This window comes from Frankia sp. AgPm24, assembly GCF_023243055.1.
Taxonomy (GTDB): domain Bacteria; phylum Actinomycetota; class Actinomycetes; order Frankiales; family Frankiaceae; genus Frankia; species Frankia umida.
The window spans coordinates 17,876-35,196 of record NZ_JALKFW010000197.1 but is presented as its reverse complement, the minus strand read 5'-3'; the positions used below and the strand labels follow the sequence as shown (position 1 = coordinate 35,196).

Below are 17,321 nucleotides of genomic sequence, written 5' to 3'. Positions count from 1 at the left end.
GTCTATCGGCCGATCTCCGAGGTGCTGGCGGAGATCGACGAGCGCACGCCGCCGGTGCGGTTCCCGACGGCCCTGCCACACTCGCATACCGGGCAATCCCGGCCGCCCGCTGATGGGCAGACGCAGCGGGCCGAACCGCCGGCCGGCCACGGAGTGCGGCTGTCGGCGGTCCGGCCCGAGGGCTGATCAGGAGACCCGGTCGGGCTCAGAAACCCTGCTGGCGCATGGCGGCGTCGACCCCGGCGGCGTCGGCGGCCACGTCCTCGGGGGCGTTGGCCACGACGGCTTCGGTGGTCAGCAGCAGCGCGGCGATGGACGCGGCGTTCTGCAGCGCCGAGCGGGTGACCTTGACGGGGTCGATGATGCCGGCGGCGATCAGGTCGACGTACTGCCCGGTGGCGGCGTTGAGGCCGTGGCCGGTGGGCAGGTTGCGGACCTTCTCGACCACGACGCCGCCCTCGAGACCGCTGTTGTAGGCGATCTGCCTGATCGGCGCGGCCAGGGCGACGCGGACGATGGCCGCCCCGGTGGCCTCGTCCCCGGTGAGCGCGAGCTGCTCGAACGCCGGGCCGGACGCCTGGAGCAGGGCGACGCCACCACCGGCGACGATGCCCTCCTCGACGGCGGCCTTGGCGTTGGAGACCGCGTCCTCGATGCGGTGCTTCTTCTCCTTGAGCTCGACCTCGGTGGCCGCGCCGACCTTGATCACGGCGACACCACCGGCGAGCTTCGCGAGGCGCTCCTGGCTCTTCTCCCGGTCGTAGTCGGTGTCGGCCGACTCGATCTCGTTCCGAAGCTGGCTGATCCGGGCCTCGATCTGCTCGGCGGAGCCGAGACCGTCCACGATGGTGGTCTCGTCGGCGGTGATGACGACCCGACGGGCCCGGCCGAGCAGGTCCAGCGTGGTGCTTTCCAGGGTGAGGCCGATGTCCGCGGAGATGACCTGGCCGCCGGTGAGGATCGCGATGTCCTCCAGCTGGGCCTTGCGGCGGTCACCGAAACCCGGCGCCTTGACCGCGACGCTCCTGAAGGTGCCGCGGATCTTGTTGACGACCAGGGTGGCCAGCGCCTCGCCCTCGACGTCCTCGCAGAGGATGAGCAGCGGCTTCGAGGTCTGCATGACCTTCTCCAGCAGCGGGAGAACGTCCTTGACCGCCGAGATCTTACTGTTGAGGATCAGCAGGTACGGGTCGTCGAGGACGGCCTCCTGCCGGTCGGTGTCGGTGACGAAGTACGGCGAGATGTAGCCCTTGTCGAAGCGCATGCCCTCGGTGAGCTCGAGCTCGAGACCGAAGGTGTTGCTCTCCTCGACGGTGATGACGCCTTCCTTGCCAACCTTGTCCAGCGCCTCGGCGATGAGGGCGCCGATCGCCGGGTCACCGGCGGAGATGGAGGCGGTGGAGGCGATCTGCGCCTTGGTCTCCACCTCCCGGGCGGTCCGCAGGAGTTCGGCGACCACGCTGGCGACCGCGGCCTCGATGCCCTTCTTCAGGCCGAGCGGGCCCGCGCCGGCGGCCACGTTGCGCAGACCCTCCCGGACCAGCGCCTGGGCCAGGATCGTCGCGGTGGTGGTGCCGTCACCCGCGACGTCGTTGGTCTTCTTCGCGACCTCCTTGACGAGCTCCGCGCCGATGCGCTCGTAGGCGTCCTCGAGCTCGACCTCACGGGCGATGCTCACACCGTCGTTGGTCACGGTCGGGGCGCCGAACTTGTTCGCGAGGACCACGTTGCGACCCTTGGGACCGAGCGTGACCTTCACCGCGTCGGCCAGCCGGTTCACGCCGCGCTCCAGGCCCCGTCGGGCTTCCTCGTCGAACGCGATCATCTTTGCCATACGTGCTGGGTCCTCTCAGGGGCAATCCCGGACTGGCACTCGACCTCGCTGAGTGCCAGTCACTGTATAGCCCGCCCGACGCCGCTCCGGGGCACCGATACCACCTCCGAGGGGCCCGGCCAGCCTGGTGACCTCGGCGGTCAGTCGAGGTCGAAGGCGGCGAGGGTCGCCTCGGTCAGGGCGGTCTCCTGGGCGACGGCACCCGCGTGGAGGGGGATGATCAGCCGATCTGGCGGGCGGAGCCGGACCAGTAGCGGGCCCGCAGCGCTTTCTTGTCGGGCTTGCCGACGGCGGTCAGCGGCACGGCGTCGGTGAACTCGATGGTCTTGGGCGAGTAGTGCGGGCCCTTGCGCTCCTTGACCAGCGCCCGCAACTCCTCGACGGAGACCTCGACGCCCGGACGGCGCACGACGACGGCGGTCACGGCCTCGCCCCACTTCGGGTCGGGAACACCGATCACCGCGGACGCGGCGACCCCCGGATGCTCGGACAGCACATCCTCGATCTCGCGGGGGAACACGTTGAAGCCGCCGCTGACAATCATGTCCTTGCGGCGATCGACGATCGTGTAGAAACCGTCCGGGTCCTGCCGGGCGACATCACCGGTGTGCAGCCAACCGCCCGCGAACACCTCGGCGGTCGCCTCCGGCTTGTTCCAGTAGCCCTTCATCACCAACGGGCCACGGACGCAGATCTCACCCGGCTCGCCCGGCGGGACGGGATCGCCGGCCTCGTCGAGCAGGGCGATGTGCACCCACGGCACCGGTCGACCGCAACTGGCCAGCCGGGCCGGACTGTCCGGGTCGTGCTCCTCCTTGCGCAGCACGAACAGGGTCTGCGGCGCCTCGGTCTGACCGTAGAACTGGAAGAAGATCGGGCCCAGTTTTCCGATGGCCTCACGCAGCCGGGCCGGCGACATCGCCGACGCGCCGTAGAACACGGTTTCCAGGCTGGACAGATCCGTCTCGGCGAACGCCGGATGATCGAGCAGTGCGTAGATCATCGACGGGACGAGAAACAACGATGTGATGCGGTACCGCTCGATCGCGGCGAGTACCGCGCCGGCGTCGAACTTCGGCAGGACCACGACGGAACCGCCCCGGTGCAACACCGGGATGATGAAGCTGGAGCCGGCGTGGCTCAACGGCGTGCAGACGAGATGACGCAGGTCCGCCGGCCACTGCCATTCGGAGATGAGGATGTGCGCCATCGCCGCGCTGCCCCGGTAGGTGGCCATCACACCCTTGGGCTGGCCGGTGGTCCCGCCGGTGTAGGCCAACGCCGAGATCGACTCGGGGTCGACGGCCGGGGCGACCAGGGGGGCGGGTGCGAACGTCGCGGCCAGCGCCACCAGGTCCTCACCCACCTCGGACGGACCGAACGACAGCAGCCGCTTGAGGCCCGGCACCTGCTCACGCAGCGCGGCGGCCCGCGGCGCGAAGCTCGGGTCGAACACGAGCGTCTCGATCTCGGCGTCGCGCAGGACATAGGCGTGGTCGTCGAGGGAACCCAGCGGATGCAGCGGGGTGTTACGGGCGCCGTTCATCAGGTAGGCACCCATGGCGTAGAGCACCTCGGGCCGGTTGGTGGACAACACCGCCACGCCACTGCCCGCACCCACCCCGCGGGCCGCGTACGCCTGGGCGTACTGGCTGATCCGTTCGGCGAGCTGGCCGAGGGTGAGAATCTCCTCGCCGAGGTAGATGGCCGGGCGTGCGGGGTCACGACGCAACGCGGCGAGCAGGAGGTCGGGAAAGTACGAACCGCGGTAAAGGTCAGCGAAATCAGTATGCGGACCATCTGTCACCGGGAAACCCCCTGATCGTTGTCGCATGGCATTCATGTCCGGCCGCCGAAGCACGCCGTGGGCCGCGATCCGCCGGCGACCGGCAACGACCGGCAACGACCGATGTCGGCCCGCGACCGCCGGTGGTGTACGACCGCGGGCGGCGACCTACTTGGCCGGGAGACGCTGCGCGGCGTCGAGGCGGATGTTCTCGCCGTTGAGATACGGATTGCGCACGATCGCCTCGACGAGACGCGCGAACTCCTCCGGCCGTCCCATGCGGTGCGGAAAAACGATGCTGCTGGTCAGCTTGTCCTGCAACTCCTGGCGGGCGTTCAGCATCAGCTCGGTGCCCATCGTGCCGGGCGCGATCGCGCACACCCGGATGCCCACCGGGGCGAGGTCACGGGCCAGCGGCAGCGACATGCCGAGGATGGCAGCCTTCGCCGCGGCATAGGCGACCTGCCCGGCCTGTCCCTCGAAGCCCGCGAGTGAGCCAGTGTTGATCACCACGCCGCGCTGGCCGTCCTCGTCGGGGGTGTTGGTGGCCATCGCGGCGGCGGCGAGCCGGGTGACGTTGAAGGTGCCGACGGTGTTGATCGCGATGATGCGCTGGAAGGTCTCCAGGTCGTGGGGCGTGCCGTCCCGACTGACCGTGCGGGTCGGCCGGCTGCCCCCACCGGCCACGTTGGCCACGATCGACAGGGTGCCGGCGGCGCGGGCCGCGTCCACGGCCGCCTGGACGTCGTTCGCGTCGGTGACATCGCCGGCGACAGCGGTCGCGGCCGGCCCGAGGTCGGCCGCCGTCGCCTTCGCCCGTTCGGCGTCGCGATCGAAGATGACGACCGCGACGCCGAGCCCGACGAGATGGCGGGCGGTAGCGCCACCCAGTCCGCCGGCCGCGCCGGTCACGACTGCCGATGCTCCAGTGAGATCCACGTTTCGTCGTCCCTGGTTCGTGAGGATGAGCCGGATGGGCTGGGTGAGCCGGATGGGCTGGGTGGCGTGGCCGGGTCAGCGGGTGGGCTGGGGCAGGCCACCGACGAGGTCGAGGCAGCGCTGGCGGTCGGCCAGGGTGGCGTCGGGCAGCACGGTCGTCTCGTCCGCCGGTGGATCCAGATAGAGCGATTCCGACGTGATCAGGGGCCCGTCACTCGTGACGAAGAAGGCGAGCGGCCCCACGGTGCGGCGCAGGCCACCGGAGGGCGCCGCGGTGAGCGTGACCAGAAAGCCGTGGCCGGCGACGGTGGTGCGGTCGGCCACCAGGGACTCGAGGCGCAGCCACATGAGTGCGCCGCCGGGAGCGGCCCCGAGCCGTTGGATGCTGGCGACCAACTGGTCGCGTCCGCTGGTCAGGGTCTTTCCGCCGACGTGGGTGACGAGGGAGAAGTCGGGCGCCAGCGTCGCGGCGACCCGGTCGGCGTCCCCGACGAGCTCGGCGATCAGACGTTCCCGGAAAACGACGAGGTTCCCCGCCTGCGGGGCCGCGGCCAGCTGCTCGTCGATCAGGCGGAACGCCGACAGAAGATCGCTTTCCTCGGGCTCCACGGTGGTCATCCTGCCTCTTTCGGTTCGCACGCGCGTCTCGGGCGGCTACTGTGAGTCGCCGACTCGCGGGACCGTCGGAGACATCTGCCCTACAGGTGTCGAGACGAAGATGCCACATGGTGTCGCGGTAGGACAGTCTTGCATTTTTGTCCGCTCCGCGGGATCGCTGGCGGGTGCGGCGACAGCGCTGAGCCACGAACGAACGGCTAGCCCAGGTCGGTCGAGGTGCGCTGCAGGGTGACCGTGGCCAGGGTGAGGAGCAGATCGTCGGCGCCGGCGTCGACTACCGTCACCGACACCACCCAGTGATCGCCGGAGTCGCGCAGGATCTGTCCGACCGTGCGGGCCGGGCCGGACCGTAGCTGCGCGAGGAAGTGCATCTGCAGGTCGATGGCCACGGCGCCGGGGCACATCGCCTCGGCGGCGGCTTCGACCAGCGCGGCCTGCGCCCCGCCAAGGATCGTCCCGATGCTGTTGGTGACGTAGGGGGTGCGGTGCAGCTCGAACTGCCCGGTGGCGGCGTCCAGCAGCTGCGCACCCAGGGCGTCCTGGATGTGGTCCGCCGGCCGCTCGACGACGTGGTCGGAGGATCGGATCGTGCCGACCCACTTGCCGGGGTCGTAGTCGTCCATGCCGGGGGCGGAGATCCGGGGGAGGCGAGCGAACGTCACCAGCGCCCGACCCGCTCTGGTCAGGCCCTCGACGTCGGCGCCCGGCCGGCCGGCCGGGGTGGCGTCGCCGAGCATCCGGTGCAGTTCGTGCGGATCGTCCACACCGTGCGCGTCGTAGATGTCGGACTCCGCGACGGCGACCTTCTTGCCGGCCCGGACAAGCCGGCTGTCCACGACGACCGGGCCGTCCATGATCCGGCCTCCGCCGTACACCGAGATGTCCTGCGTGGCGGTCCAGTCCGGCCGGACAGCGATCATCGTGGGGTGCGAGGTGCTGACGTCGACCAGCTGCAGGATGGCCGCCGTGGAGGCGAAGCCGGCCCGGGAGCGGACCGCGCCGGTCAGCGGCGCGATCGCCAGGCAGCGGCGCGCGGAGATCAGCAGCTCACTGGCCGCGAGGTTCGCGGCGAAGTGGTCCGTCGACACCCACGGCTCGTCCCTGGCGGCCCGGCCCGCTTCCGCCACCCCGTCCGCGACGGCGTCGGCGTCGGCGGGCGTCGTGGGCGTGGGGATGCGACTGGTCGCGGCGAGATCGGCAGGCGGGGGAGCCTCGGCGGGCATGGTCAGACCTCCACTGCGCCACCGACGGGCGCTGGGTTGCGGGTTCATGTGACGCTACCGAGGTTCGGTGCGAGATTCCTTCGACCGGTCGGTGATGCCCCGGTGGGGCATCTCACGTACGGTGCGCCGGCGGACGACGTTCGCCCTACTGTGGGCCACGCCACGTGGCCGTGCGGCCGCGGGCGGGGGGAGTCGGTTCTTGTTCGGGTTCGAGCTGCAGACGCAGAACGTCTTCGTGTCGAGGTCAGGGGTTGCCGACATCGGCGAGCGGGAGGTCGTCTACCGCCATCCGGTCGGCCTGACCCTCGAAGGCGACGAGACACATCTGCTCGGCGCCACCTCGGAGCTGGAGTTCGTGACGAAGCCGTTCGCGGACGAGCGGTCGGCGCGCGCCGCGCTCACCGTCGCCGCCCGGATCGCCGCGAAGCTCGCCGAAGGCGGCCAGCGCGACATCACCTTCGACCAGAACACCGAGTTCGAGGGCGGCACCTGGCTGCGCAGCGGCACCCTGCGCATCACCGACCCGACCTTCGGCGCTCAGGCCCAGGCCACCGTCGGCATTCCACTCGCGACACTGCCGACGTTCTTCCACACCGTTCTGAACCGTACCCGGCACGCCAGCGACATCGACGATCTCGGCACCTGGTCAAAGCTGTTGGAATGGCCATCCGGGCCGTCCCCCAAGGCGCGCGGATTTCTGTGGGCCTGCCAGATGTTCCTGTTCTCGGCGACCGCCGTGCCATTGTCCCGGTTCGTCGACCCGGTGAAACCGACGATGCCCGACGTCACCAACAAGATCTTCGACTTCACCGACACCGCCTTCACCCAGGACGTCCACGCCGTGGCGTTGAAACTGCCGGCCGAGAAGGTGCCGGAGAAAACCCTCGTCCTGGTCAACGCCGACTCACCGAAATCCGCGTTCCTGGCCCTGCACCGGACCGACTTCCACTCCATGTACCAGGCCCTGCCGCGGTTCGACCGTGATCTGCTCGCCGCCCTCGACATCACCGCGGCGATCTGGCCGCAGGATTACGGCGGACCCGACCACCGGTACGTCTTTCCGCTGCCCTACCGCGCCGACCCGCAGGCCACCGACGTGTCCGCGCGGACCGGCACGCCCCTGACAAACCGGACGGAATGGCTGCCGCGCGGGATCATCGCCGACCATCCGGCGACGTGGAGCCTCGTCGCCCACGGCCCGTCCATCCGCCAGTGGTGGACGTCGGTCCTGCACGGTGACGAGGCCCGCCGCAACATCGCCAAGGACGCCGCCTCCCCACCGCCCGGTCACCGCGGCCGTGACCCGCGTTATCTCGCAGACTTCCCCGACCCGAAAGTCGAGAACAAGGCGGACTACTACGGCATGGGCGCCTTCCCGACGGACACCGGCTCGGCCGCCGACGACCGACTCGCCGTCTACGAGATCCGGGCGTTCATGGAGGACCTCGAGATGCCGCCCAAAGCCGAACTCACCAGCGGCCGATGGGCCACGATCGCCGACATCTTCTTCACCCACTACGCCCCGCGGTGACGCGGCGGCCGCGGACCGGACCGGGTGCGGCCCGGTCCGCGGTGGTCCCCGCGGCCTGGCCTCGCCCCTCGGGCTGCCGGGACCGTCGCCGGCAGCCGATACGCTGAAGCGGTCACGGAAGCGGCCATGAGGGTGAGTTGATGGTGAGCGAGCAGCCACAGGCGCGAGAGCTGGCCGGGCCGCGGGCCGGATACCGCGTCGACACGGTGGCGGTCGACGCGGCCGCGGCGCCGGATGGGACACCGGTGCGGCTGGCCGGCCGGGTGGTGCTGTGGCGGCGGATGGGCGGGCTCATCTTCGGGCACATCCAGGACCGCAGTGGTCGTGTGCAGGTGTCGCTGTCCAAGACCGACCTTGGTGCCGAAACCATCAAGGAATGGTCCCGGTCGGTCAAGATCGGCGACTTCATCGGGGTCGCCGGCGCCATGTACACCACCCGTCGCGGTGAGCGGACCGTCGGCATCGCCGAGCTGGAGGTGCTCAACCGCACCGTCCGCGCGCTGCCGGACAAGTGGCAGGGTCTGTCGAACGTCGAGGCCCGCTACCGACGCCGCTATCTGGACCTGCTGGTCAACCCCGACGCGCGGGCGCGGTTCCAGACCCGAACCCGGATCATCAGCCGCATCCGTCGCCACCTCGACGAGGCGGGTTTCCTCGAGGTCGAGACGCCGATGCTGCAGGAAGCGGCGTCGGGGGCCGCGGCCCGGCCGTTCATCACCCGGCACAACGCGCTCGGGGAGGACTTCTACCTGCGGATCTCGCCGGAGACGTTCCTCAAGCGCATTGTCGTCGGCGCGTACGACCGGGTGTACGAGCTCGGCCGCAACTTCCGCAACGAAGGCATGGACTCCTCGCACCTGCAGGAGTTCACGATGCTGGAGTGGTACGCCGCCTACTGGGACTACCGCGACAACATGACCTTCGTGCGAGAACTGATCCTCGCCGTCCTCGATGACGTGGTGGGTACCCGCTCGGTCACCTACGAGGGCACCAAGCTCGACTTCGGCGCGGACTGGCCGGAACTTGACTATCGCACCGAGGTCGAGCGACGCACCGGTATCGACCTCACCGTCGTACGTGATCTGCCGACCCTGCGTACCCGGGTGGCCGAGCTCGGCCTGGACGTCGGCGACTCCCCGTCCTACGCCGGCCTCGTCGACCTGCTGTACAAGAAGACCGTCCGGCCTCATCTGATCCAGCCGTGTTTTCTGCTGCACCATCCGGCGGAACTCGTCCCACTGGCCCGGCGCAACGACGACGACCCCACGGTGCTCGACATGTTCCAGGTCGTCGTGGACGGTCTGGAGATCGTCAAGGCCTATTCGGAGCTCATCGACCCCGCCGAACAGCGGCTGCGCCTCGAGGAACAGGCGGAGCTACGTGAGGCCGGCGACGACGAGACGATGATGCTCGAAGAGGACTTCATCGAGGCGATGGAGTACGGCATGCCGCCGATGTCCGGCCTCGGCCTCGGCATCGACCGTTTCGTCGCCCTGCTCACCGACGCCCCCACCCTGCGCGACGTGGTCCTTTTCCCCACCATGCGCGGCGCGCACAAGGACAGCCAGAGCGCTGACAGCCAGAGCGGCGAGCAGGATCAGTCCGCCGACGGGGTCGCTGCCGAAGACACGGCCTAAGGCCCGTCCCACGGCGGACGTGGGCGGGTGCGCCGCCCACGTCCGCACGGGGCTGGGGCTCGCGCGGGCGGCCTTCGATCCGGACCGTCCCGCTCAGGCGGTCGTGTCGGCGTAGCGGCGGGCGGCCGCGAGCTTGGGACGGATCTCGTCGGGGCCGACGCCGGTGCGGGGCGGGCCGGCGAAACCGTCGGGGCCGATGTAGAGGCCGGCGTAGGCGGCGGTGTCCCGCTGGTAGCGCCATCCTTCGGCGAGCGGGCCGGCGTCGAAGGCGTTGTAGCCGATGTCGTCGAGGAAACCGGTGACCGTCTTCTTGGCGTCGTCGCCGTCGCCGGCGATCAGCAGCGAGGTGCGTTCCGGCGAGCCTGCGGGACGAGCCAGTTCCAGCAGGTGCTTGAAGTAGATGTTGTTGAACGCCTTGACCACGTCGGACGTGGGCAGGTGCGCGGCGAGCAGCTCGCTGGTCGTCGTCGACTCGTCCTCGAGCTCGGGGATCGTGCCGTCGCGGTCCGGGTAGTAGTTGTTGGTGTCGATGACCACCTTGCCGGCGAGCGGCTCCACCGGGACGGCCCGGTAGGCGTGCAGGGGAACGCTCACGAGCACGAGGTCGCCCGCGGCGGCGGCCTCGGTGGACGTGGCGGCGCGGGCGCGCGGACCCAGCTCGGCGACCAGATCCGCGAGGGTGTCCGGGCCGCGCGAGTTGGACAGGACCACGTCGTAGCCGGCGTTGACCGCCAGGCGCGCGACTGTTCCGCCGATGTTTCCGCTGCCGATGAGGCCGAGTGTTGTCATGTCAGGGCTAACTTCCAGTAGTCCGATCGACATTCCGGGTTTCGCGAGATCACCGGCCATGCGGTTGCGCTGTGCGCGGAACATCCCGAGATGACCGGATGGACGGCGGTGACCCGCGGGTGCAGGGCGGGCGTGTCCGGTCAGGCCCGGTGCCCCGTCAGGCCTGGTGGCTACGCCACACCGAAGTAGCGGGCGCCGGGCAGGTCCCAGTCGGAGGAGTAGTAGAACTCCCGCCACGAACGGACGAACTCGTGTCGGCTGATCACGCCGTCGCCGTCGGAGTCCAACCGGTCGAAGATCTCGTAGCCGTTCTTCGGATCGATCTCCCAGACCTTGAGGTAACGGCCGAACTCGTCCTTGCTGATGGCGCCGTCGCCATCGCGGTCGAGGGCGTCGAAGATGGTGTGGGCGAGGCCCTCGACCAGGTTGAAGCGGCTGGTGTCCAGAGTCAGCAGGCGCACGGCCTGAATAAACTCGTCCTTGTTCAGGCGGTCGGTTCCGTCCGAATGGCGCAGGAGCTCGAGCCAGTAGTGCTGGTGGGTGACCCACAGGCTCCGGGCCTCACGCGAGTCCTTGTTGAGCTCGAAACCGGACAGGTACCTGTCGAGGAGGCGTTCGTAGTCACCCCACTCGATGACGCCGTCATGGTTTGCGTCAACCGCCTGGAAAAGCTTCTCGAATCGTACGTCCTGCGGCTTGGTTCCGGTGGTCGCCATAACAAACCCCTTTCGCGTGGAAAACGGGTGGCGCGAAGCCGTGGATCACATCTTGTGGATGCTCGTCCGGCCGGCTCCGTAATGGCAGTCTAGCCACGTCGATGAGTGCTGCAAGTCGACAGTGACGGCTATCCTGGTACCCGTCGAGTATTCGCTGTCAAACATTCGCGGCGGGTGAGAACGAGCCGTGGTGGCGTGGTTCTACCGGCGGGCGCCGAGACGCACCTGGCGGTGCAGGTGGTACAGCCAGGGCGGAATGGTCGCCCAGTAGACGATGATGTTGCCGATCACCACGCCTCGGGCGCCGCCGAGGAGCAGACCGATCAACGGGCAGGCGAGCAGGAACGGGACGAACGCCAGGTTGATCCAGAAGGTCAGCCTGGTCCGGCCGAACGCGTACAGCACCGCCGCCGGGCCGACCGCGAGGCACGGGCCGGCCTGGGCGATGACGGCCAGCAGCAGCAGCTGGTGGGTCTCGGCCCAGGTGTCGCCGAGCAGGGCGGCGCCGAAGTCGTCCGGCAGGACGACGAACGCGAGCCCCCACAGCGTGCTCGAGACGACCACCAGCCCGCTGACCAGGTAGGCGCCGCGCAGCACGGTCTGGGCCGGCAGGTGCTTGCGCCGGGAGAACTCCGGGATCGAGAAACTCATCAGCGCGACGGCGAGATTCGTGGTGGGTGCGAGCAGCGTCTGCAGGCCACGTAGCGCACCGACCAGCGAGGTGGAACCGACCGCGCCGATGACCAGGGTGGAGGTCTGCGCTGCGCCCTGGAGGGAGAGGAACTCGGCGGTCATGAACCCGGTGGTCTCGCGGTGGCCGGTGAACCAGGCCCACGCTCGCCGGGGCCGCGGCCACCCCTGGTGCTGCAACACGCCGACCTGCGCCGCGACCGCCGCGGCCATCCCCCAGACCAGCACCATCGTCGCCGACCCGCCGAAACCGTCCGGCGCGACCGTCGTCAGCAGCCACAGCCCGGCACCGAGCACCGCCGCCCACACCAGGTCGTTCGCCACGGCGAGCAGGGGCCGCCCCTGGGCGAACGACGCGTAGCGCCAGGCGTCCTGCACCAGCAGCGCCGGCATGATCACGCCCATCGCGGCCAGGTTCGTGCCGACCGTACCGCCCATCCCAACGCCGACCAGCATCAGCGGCACCCCGACGGCGGCCCCGAGCACGAGCGCCGTGCCGGCCGCCTGGCGCACCGCCGAGCGGAACGCGCCGAGTGGGACGTCCGCGTAGCTGATGCCCAGCGGCGCGGTCGCCGCCGCCCGGGAGAGCCCTACGACCATGGCGAAAATCGTGTAGGCGATGGCGAACGCGCCGAACTCGGTCGGGTCCACCCGGCGGGCGATAACGAAGTTGATCGCCGCGTTGGTCCCGCTGGACACGACCTGGTCGAACACCGTCCACAGCGCGTTGACCCGGCTTCCCCCACGGCCGCGGCGCGCCCGCGCCTCGCCTGCTGGCCGATCGGCACCGTCTGGATCGGCACCGTCCGGAGATGTGTTCACCGCCTGGTCGGGTTCCGTCACGGGGGGCGGGTCGACGATCTCCAACGCGTCCGCCGGGATGGTGGGACGCCGAGTGGTCGCGGCGACGCGGGTGGTCCGGCGATCCCGGGGGATGATCAGCAGCGGCAGCGTGATCGCGTCCCGTAGGACGTGGTCCTGTTCGGGCCGCGTGTCGTCATCCACGTGAGATACCTCGAGCCGGTGTCGGATCCTCCCGGCGGATGACATGGCCGTGCGCAACTCCGCGCGGCGCTGCCCGGTTCCGCCCATGCCGCCCATAACTCTACTGTCACGTAAGTGTTATCTTCCGGAGGCTCGTGGGCGTGTCGTCACTTAGCGAAGTGCCATGACTATCGTACGTGTGTTGTGCTCTTCCATGTGAAGGTAGGTGTCACCGTCCGAACCGGCTGGTCCGAGTGAGTCACCGTAGAGCGAGTCCTCGCCGGCCTCGACGCGCACCCCCGCCTCGTCCGCGATGGTCTGCGCGGTGCGCCGCGGCAGGGACGACTCGGAGAAGACCGCCTTCGTCCCCGTCTGCCGGATCCGTTCGACGAGCTTCCTGATGTTGCTGCCGGACAGCTCCGCGGACGTGTCGAAGCTCGGAATGATCGATCCGACGAAGGTCAGCCCGTAACGCTCGACGTAGTAGCCGAACGCGTCGTGATTGGTGACCAGCTTGCGATTGGCCACGGGGATCGTGGCGATCTGGCGGCGGATGTCCGCGTCCAGCGCGTCGAGCTGGGCGTCGTAGGCCACCCGGTTCGCGTGGAACCGCGCCGCCGCGGACGGCTCCGCCTGGGCGAGTCCCCGTTCGATGTCCGCCACCATGATCTTGACGTTGAGCGGGTTGTGCCAGATGTGCGGATCGCCGGCCTTCTCCTCATCGCCCTGGCCGGTCCGAATCCGCACTCCGTCGCTCGCGTTGACCCGCACTCCGTCGAAACCGGAGGCGCCGATCGTGTCCTCGAGCCAGCTCTCCAGCCCCACGCCGTTCTGGACGAGCACCTTCGCGTCCCCGATCGCCGCGAGATCGGCCGGAGCCGGCTCGTAGTCGTGCGGATCGACGCCTGGCCGCACGATCTGGGTCACCGTGACGCGGTCACCGCCGACCGCCCGGGTGAAGTCCGCCACCTGGCTGGTCGTCGCCACCACCGGCAGCCGCCCGTCCTTCCCCTCGGACGACCCCCCGCCGCCCGACCCGCAGCCGACCAGGGTCAGGCCGGCGACCAGGGTCAGGCCGGCGGTCAGCGGTGTCAGCGCCACCAGCCGCCTGCCCGCCCGCGGCGCCCGCCGTTGATCGCGGTCCCTGTCCCGGCCGCGATCGCCGACGCTGTCGTGGTCGTGGTCGTGGTGGTCGCCATGTGGGCGGCGGGTGATCGTGGGGGGTGGGGAGTCGGGCACGTCATCCTCATCAGCGCAGGTGGGACCGACACGGGTCGGATCGGACAGCACTAATGAAAACGATTTTCGATATGGTTGTCAACAGGACGGCTGCTGTTGGGTGATGCAGTGCACTCCGCCGCCGTTCGCGAAGATCACCCGGGCGTCCACCGGTTCGACCCGGCGGGACGGGTAGAGCCGGCCGAGCAGGTCGAGCGCGTCGGCATCCCGTGGGTCCTCGAAGGTCCCGGCCACCACGACCCCGTTCGCGACGTAGTAGTTCAGATACGAGTAGCCGGCCGGCTCCCCGTCGACCTCCAGCACGCGTGGCGCCGTGATCTCGACGACGTCGAACGGCCGACCGGTCGCGTCCCGACTGGCGCGCAGCAGCGCGGCGAGTTCCCGGCTGGTCTCATGGTCGGGATGGGCCGGGTCCGGCTGATGATGCACAGCGACGAGCCCCGGTCGCACGAACGCCGCCACCACGTCGACATGCCCGCGGGTACCGAACCGGTCGTAGTCACGGGCCAGCCCCCGCGGCAGCCAGATCGCGTGGCTCGTACCGAGCTGCGCGTGCACTTCCGCCTCGACGCGGGCCCGGTCCCAGCCGGGATTGCGCCGAGGGTCGCGTTGCACCGTCTCGGTGAGCAGCACCGTACCCGCCCCGTCCACGGCGATGCCGCCGCCCTCGTTCGTCAGCGCGCAGGACCGTACCGCCGCACCGGCGAGCTCGGCGATCGAGCCCGCCAGTTGACGGTCCGCGTCCCATGAGGCCCATTCCTGCGCACCCCAGCCGTTGAACGTCCAGTCGACCGCACCGAGCGTGCCCTCCCCGCCGCAGCGACGCCCGTTCCCGCCGGGCGGCTGTGGAAGGTCGACGGTGAAGGTGGGACCGGTGTCGCGGACCCAGGCATCGTCGAGAGGACGTTCGACCACCGTCACCGGTCCCGGCGCGAGGCCGCGCGCGGCGGCGGCGTCGGCCCCGGGCCGGGCGATCAGGATGACCGGCTCGTACCGGCTGATCGTCCTCGCCACCGTCGCCCAGACCGCCCGGGCCTGGGTGAGACCGGGGGAGTCCACCGGGCCGAACGTGGCGTTCGGCGGCGGGAAGGCCATCCAGGTTCGCCGATGCGGCTCCCACTCCGCCGGCATCCGACGCCGGACCAGTCCACCGCCCGCCCCACCGGCCGCCGCCGTCGAGTGGCCAGCTGGCCCGGCCTCATCCGTGTCCTCAGGGGAAGCGATCACACTCCGTATTCTGACGCCCGACGGTAGTCCGGACCGCTCCCGCCCCGCCCGCCCGCCCCGCCCCGCCCGCCCGCCCCGCCCGCCTCGGCCCGCGTGGTCTCTGGTCGGCTGCCTGACGTGAGACGATGCGCCGATGCTGACGATCACCAGCATCGGCGTGCCGGACTCACCCGCCCGAACCAGCGCCCCGGTGCGGGAGCCGCTACGGATCGGGGCTGTGCAGCACCGCTGGCATCCGGACCCGGTCGAGCACGTCGCGGCGCTGCGGGCCGGCGCCGTCACCGCCGCCAACCTCGGTGCCAGGCTGGTCTGCTTCCAGGAACTGACGCTGTCCCGCTACTTCGCCGATACGCCACCATCCGAGCGCGGTGCGCCGGGTGGCGGGCCTGACCACGGGGACGGCGGCGGCGGTCGGCCGGTGGCCCTGGCGGAACGGATCGAGGACGGCCCGACGCGCGTCCTGGCCACCCAGCTCGCCACGGAACTGGGCATCACCGTGCACATGTCGCTCTATGAGCGGGCCGATGTCGATGTCGGCTTGGACGGCGATGGCGACGGGCTCGGGTTCAACACCGCGATCGTCGTCGGCCCGGACGGCACACTGCTCGCCCGCACCCGCAAGCTGCACATCCCCGTCACCGCCGGATATCACGAGGATCGTTACTTCCGTCCCGGCCCGGCGGCCGGCGCCGACAGCTTCCCCGTACTCGCCGTGGACGATGCCCGTCTCGGCTTCCCCACCTGCTGGGACCAGTGGTTCCCCGAACTCGCCCGCGCCTACGGCCTGGCCGGCGCGGATGTCCTCGTCTACCCGACGGCGATCGGTTCCGAGCCGGATCATCCCGCGTTCGACACCGAACCGCTGTGGCGCACGGTCATCGTGGGCAACGGCATCGCCAACGGGACGTTCATGGTCGCCGTCAACCGGATCGGCTGTGAAGGCAGCCTGACGTTCTACGGTAGTTCGTTCATCAGCGACCCCTATGGCCGCGTTCTCGTGCGCGCGCCCAGGGACAGCCCGGCCGTCCTGGTCGCCGACCTCGACCTCGACCAGCGCCGCGACTGGCTCACGCTCTTCCCCTTCTTCACCACCCGCCGCCCCGACACCTACACCCCCCTGACCGTCCCCCGCTCTGACCGATCCCCGTCCTGACCGATCCCGTCCTGACCCGGCAACCACCTGTCTCCGCAGGTACTGGACGGTCAACAGGTACGGGACGGGAAGCGGGAAACGAGGTCAGGTGCCGTCCGGGTCGTGGGCGAGGGCGGCGAGTGCCCTGGCGTAGCGCGTGGCGCAGTACGGCGTCGGATGGATGAAGTCGATGACGCAGGGGCGGCCGTCCAGCGTGGTGTTGAATCCCAGCGACGGATGGATCGCCCGTGCGGCCTGTTCGGAATAGCGCACCGAACGGCCGCCGAAAGCGCCCGCCAGCTGTCTGTACATCTCGTTCAGTCGGCCGCTACCGAGCATCGCTCCGGGCTGTGCCGATAAGGGTGAGGAAACGTCGACCTGCCGGTCGGCACTGTTCACCAGCGAGGGCAGGGCCGCCGCCAGAACCACCCTGGTCACCCCATGGCCGAGATACCAGCGGATCTGACTGGTGAGTTCGGTGCGGTAGTCGACGATCAGCGAGGTCCCGAGCAGCTGGCGCGGGTTGTTGCCGTTCCAGTTCAGCACCACCGTGCGGGGCCTTCCGGCTGACCTGAGATCACTCGCGAGCAACGGCGAGGACGTCCCGTCGAACACCTCGGGTGAAAGCCCGGGATACCCGATCAGCCGCACGGTACCGGCCATCCCGCTGGACCGGGCCCTGACTCCATCGGTGACGCTGATGCCCGCGGGGGCCCCGGCTGCCCCGCCACCCGCGACCCCGCCCCCCTCGGCACCGCCCGCGGCGCGGGCCGCGAGTGCCACGACCGAATCACCGACGACCAGCGCCGGCGCGGAGGTACCTGTGCCGTCACCGCCGGTGTGTCGGCTCACGAGCACCGCGGTGACCAGCAGGACGATCACGATCAGGACCGTGACCACCAGGGTCGTCCACGAGCCGCCGCTCACGGACGCGCGGTGCCCGCGAGAGGCGCTGCGCGACGGGAGCGGATGCACA

14 protein-coding genes and 1 pseudogene are annotated in these 17,321 nt (G+C 70.0%); 4 read left to right on the top strand and 11 right to left on the bottom strand.

Going from position 1 to position 17,321, the window contains the following annotated elements; all coding sequences use genetic code 11:
* Nucleotides 1–186: pseudogene (locus MXD61_RS16270) on the top strand (hypothetical protein); the annotation flags it as partial.
* A 19-nt stretch (nt 187–205) separates the two neighbouring features.
* On the opposite strand, the gene groL reads toward MXD61_RS16270, so the two are convergent.
* The 5 genes from groL to MXD61_RS16245 form a co-directional block, all read right to left on the bottom strand.
* A complete protein-coding gene (gene groL / locus MXD61_RS16265) occupies nt 206–1,834 on the bottom strand; it encodes a chaperonin GroEL (protein ID WP_248814132.1) in 1,629 nt (542 codons plus the stop codon).
* A gap of 220 nt (nt 1,835–2,054) precedes the next feature.
* A complete protein-coding gene (locus tag MXD61_RS16260) occupies nt 2,055–3,641 on the bottom strand; it encodes an AMP-binding protein (protein WP_248814130.1) in 1,587 nt (528 codons plus the stop codon).
* A gap of 147 nt (nt 3,642–3,788) precedes the next feature.
* Nucleotides 3,789–4,559: an SDR family NAD(P)-dependent oxidoreductase gene (locus MXD61_RS16255; RefSeq protein ID WP_248814128.1), complete on the bottom strand. Its 771-nt coding sequence runs from the start codon at nt 4,557–4,559 to the stop codon at nt 3,789–3,791.
* A gap of 75 nt (nt 4,560–4,634) precedes the next feature.
* Complete coding sequence (locus tag MXD61_RS16250) at nt 4,635–5,177, bottom strand: hypothetical protein (RefSeq protein ID WP_248814126.1); 543 nt, start codon at nt 5,175–5,177, stop codon at nt 4,635–4,637.
* A 197-nt stretch (nt 5,178–5,374) separates the two neighbouring features.
* The gene (locus tag MXD61_RS16245) at nt 5,375–6,400 is read right to left on the bottom strand and encodes a hypothetical protein (RefSeq protein ID WP_248814125.1); all 1,026 of its coding nucleotides are present in this window, start codon (nt 6,398–6,400) and stop codon (nt 5,375–5,377) included.
* A gap of 199 nt (nt 6,401–6,599) precedes the next feature.
* Between MXD61_RS16245 and MXD61_RS16240 the strand changes: the two genes are divergently transcribed.
* The gene (locus MXD61_RS16240; protein WP_248814124.1) at nt 6,600–7,931 is read left to right on the top strand and encodes a hypothetical protein; all 1,332 of its coding nucleotides are present in this window, start codon (nt 6,600–6,602) and stop codon (nt 7,929–7,931) included.
* Nucleotides 7,932–8,071: 140 nt separating this feature from the next.
* Nucleotides 8,072–9,568, top strand: a complete 1,497-nt coding sequence (gene lysS / locus MXD61_RS16235) for a lysine--tRNA ligase (protein WP_163550760.1) — start codon at nt 8,072–8,074, stop codon at nt 9,566–9,568.
* A 93-nt stretch (nt 9,569–9,661) separates the two neighbouring features.
* Here lysS and MXD61_RS16230 read toward each other — a convergent pair whose 3' ends face one another.
* The 5 genes from MXD61_RS16230 to MXD61_RS16210 form a co-directional block, all read right to left on the bottom strand.
* Nucleotides 9,662–10,357: an NADPH-dependent F420 reductase gene (locus tag MXD61_RS16230; RefSeq protein ID WP_248814123.1), complete on the bottom strand. Its 696-nt coding sequence runs from the start codon at nt 10,355–10,357 to the stop codon at nt 9,662–9,664.
* A gap of 170 nt (nt 10,358–10,527) precedes the next feature.
* Nucleotides 10,528–11,073, bottom strand: coding sequence for an EF-hand domain-containing protein (locus MXD61_RS16225; RefSeq protein ID WP_248814122.1), 546 nt, complete (start codon nt 11,071–11,073; stop codon nt 10,528–10,530).
* Between the two features lie 201 nt (nt 11,074–11,274).
* A complete protein-coding gene (locus MXD61_RS16220; protein ID WP_248814121.1) occupies nt 11,275–12,768 on the bottom strand; it encodes a hypothetical protein in 1,494 nt (497 codons plus the stop codon).
* 150 nt (nt 12,769–12,918) lie between these two features.
* Nucleotides 12,919–13,851: a metal ABC transporter solute-binding protein, Zn/Mn family gene (locus tag MXD61_RS16215; RefSeq protein WP_374629052.1), complete on the bottom strand. Its 933-nt coding sequence runs from the start codon at nt 13,849–13,851 to the stop codon at nt 12,919–12,921.
* Between the two features lie 213 nt (nt 13,852–14,064).
* Nucleotides 14,065–15,117, bottom strand: a complete 1,053-nt coding sequence (locus MXD61_RS16210) for an agmatine deiminase family protein (RefSeq protein WP_251080076.1) — start codon at nt 15,115–15,117, stop codon at nt 14,065–14,067.
* Nucleotides 15,118–15,346: 229 nt separating this feature from the next.
* On the opposite strand from MXD61_RS16210, the gene MXD61_RS16205 reads away from it, so the two are divergent.
* Nucleotides 15,347–16,366 (top strand): nitrilase-related carbon-nitrogen hydrolase, encoded by a 1,020-nt coding sequence (locus MXD61_RS16205; RefSeq protein ID WP_248814119.1) that lies wholly within the window; start codon nt 15,347–15,349, stop codon nt 16,364–16,366.
* Nucleotides 16,367–16,450: 84 nt separating this feature from the next.
* Here the strand turns inward: MXD61_RS16205 and MXD61_RS16200 are convergent, their stop codons facing one another.
* Complete coding sequence (locus tag MXD61_RS16200; RefSeq protein WP_248814117.1) at nt 16,451–17,272, bottom strand: hypothetical protein; 822 nt, start codon at nt 17,270–17,272, stop codon at nt 16,451–16,453.
* Nucleotides 17,273–17,321: the final 49 nt, after the last annotated feature.

What these genes read in the sequence shown, in the direction of transcription:
- groL (WP_248814132.1), bottom strand. Translation starts at nt 1,834, where the DNA reads ATGGCAAAGATGATCGCGTTCGACGAGGAAGCCCGACGGGGCCTGGAG.
- MXD61_RS16250 (WP_248814126.1), bottom strand. Translation starts at nt 5,177, where the DNA reads ATGACCACCGTGGAGCCCGAGGAAAGCGATCTTCTGTCGGCGTTCCGC.
- MXD61_RS16245 (WP_248814125.1), bottom strand. Translation starts at nt 6,400, where the DNA reads ATGCCCGCCGAGGCTCCCCCGCCTGCCGATCTCGCCGCGACCAGTCGC.
- lysS (WP_163550760.1), top strand. Translation starts at nt 8,072, where the DNA reads ATGGTGAGCGAGCAGCCACAGGCGCGAGAGCTGGCCGGGCCGCGGGCC.
- MXD61_RS16230 (WP_248814123.1), bottom strand. Translation starts at nt 10,357, where the DNA reads ATGACAACACTCGGCCTCATCGGCAGCGGAAACATCGGCGGAACAGTC.
- MXD61_RS16225 (WP_248814122.1), bottom strand. Translation starts at nt 11,073, where the DNA reads ATGGCGACCACCGGAACCAAGCCGCAGGACGTACGATTCGAGAAGCTT.
- MXD61_RS16210 (WP_251080076.1), bottom strand. Translation starts at nt 15,117, where the DNA reads ATGCCGGCGGAGTGGGAGCCGCATCGGCGAACCTGGATGGCCTTCCCG.
- MXD61_RS16205 (WP_248814119.1), top strand. Translation starts at nt 15,347, where the DNA reads ATGCTGACGATCACCAGCATCGGCGTGCCGGACTCACCCGCCCGAACC.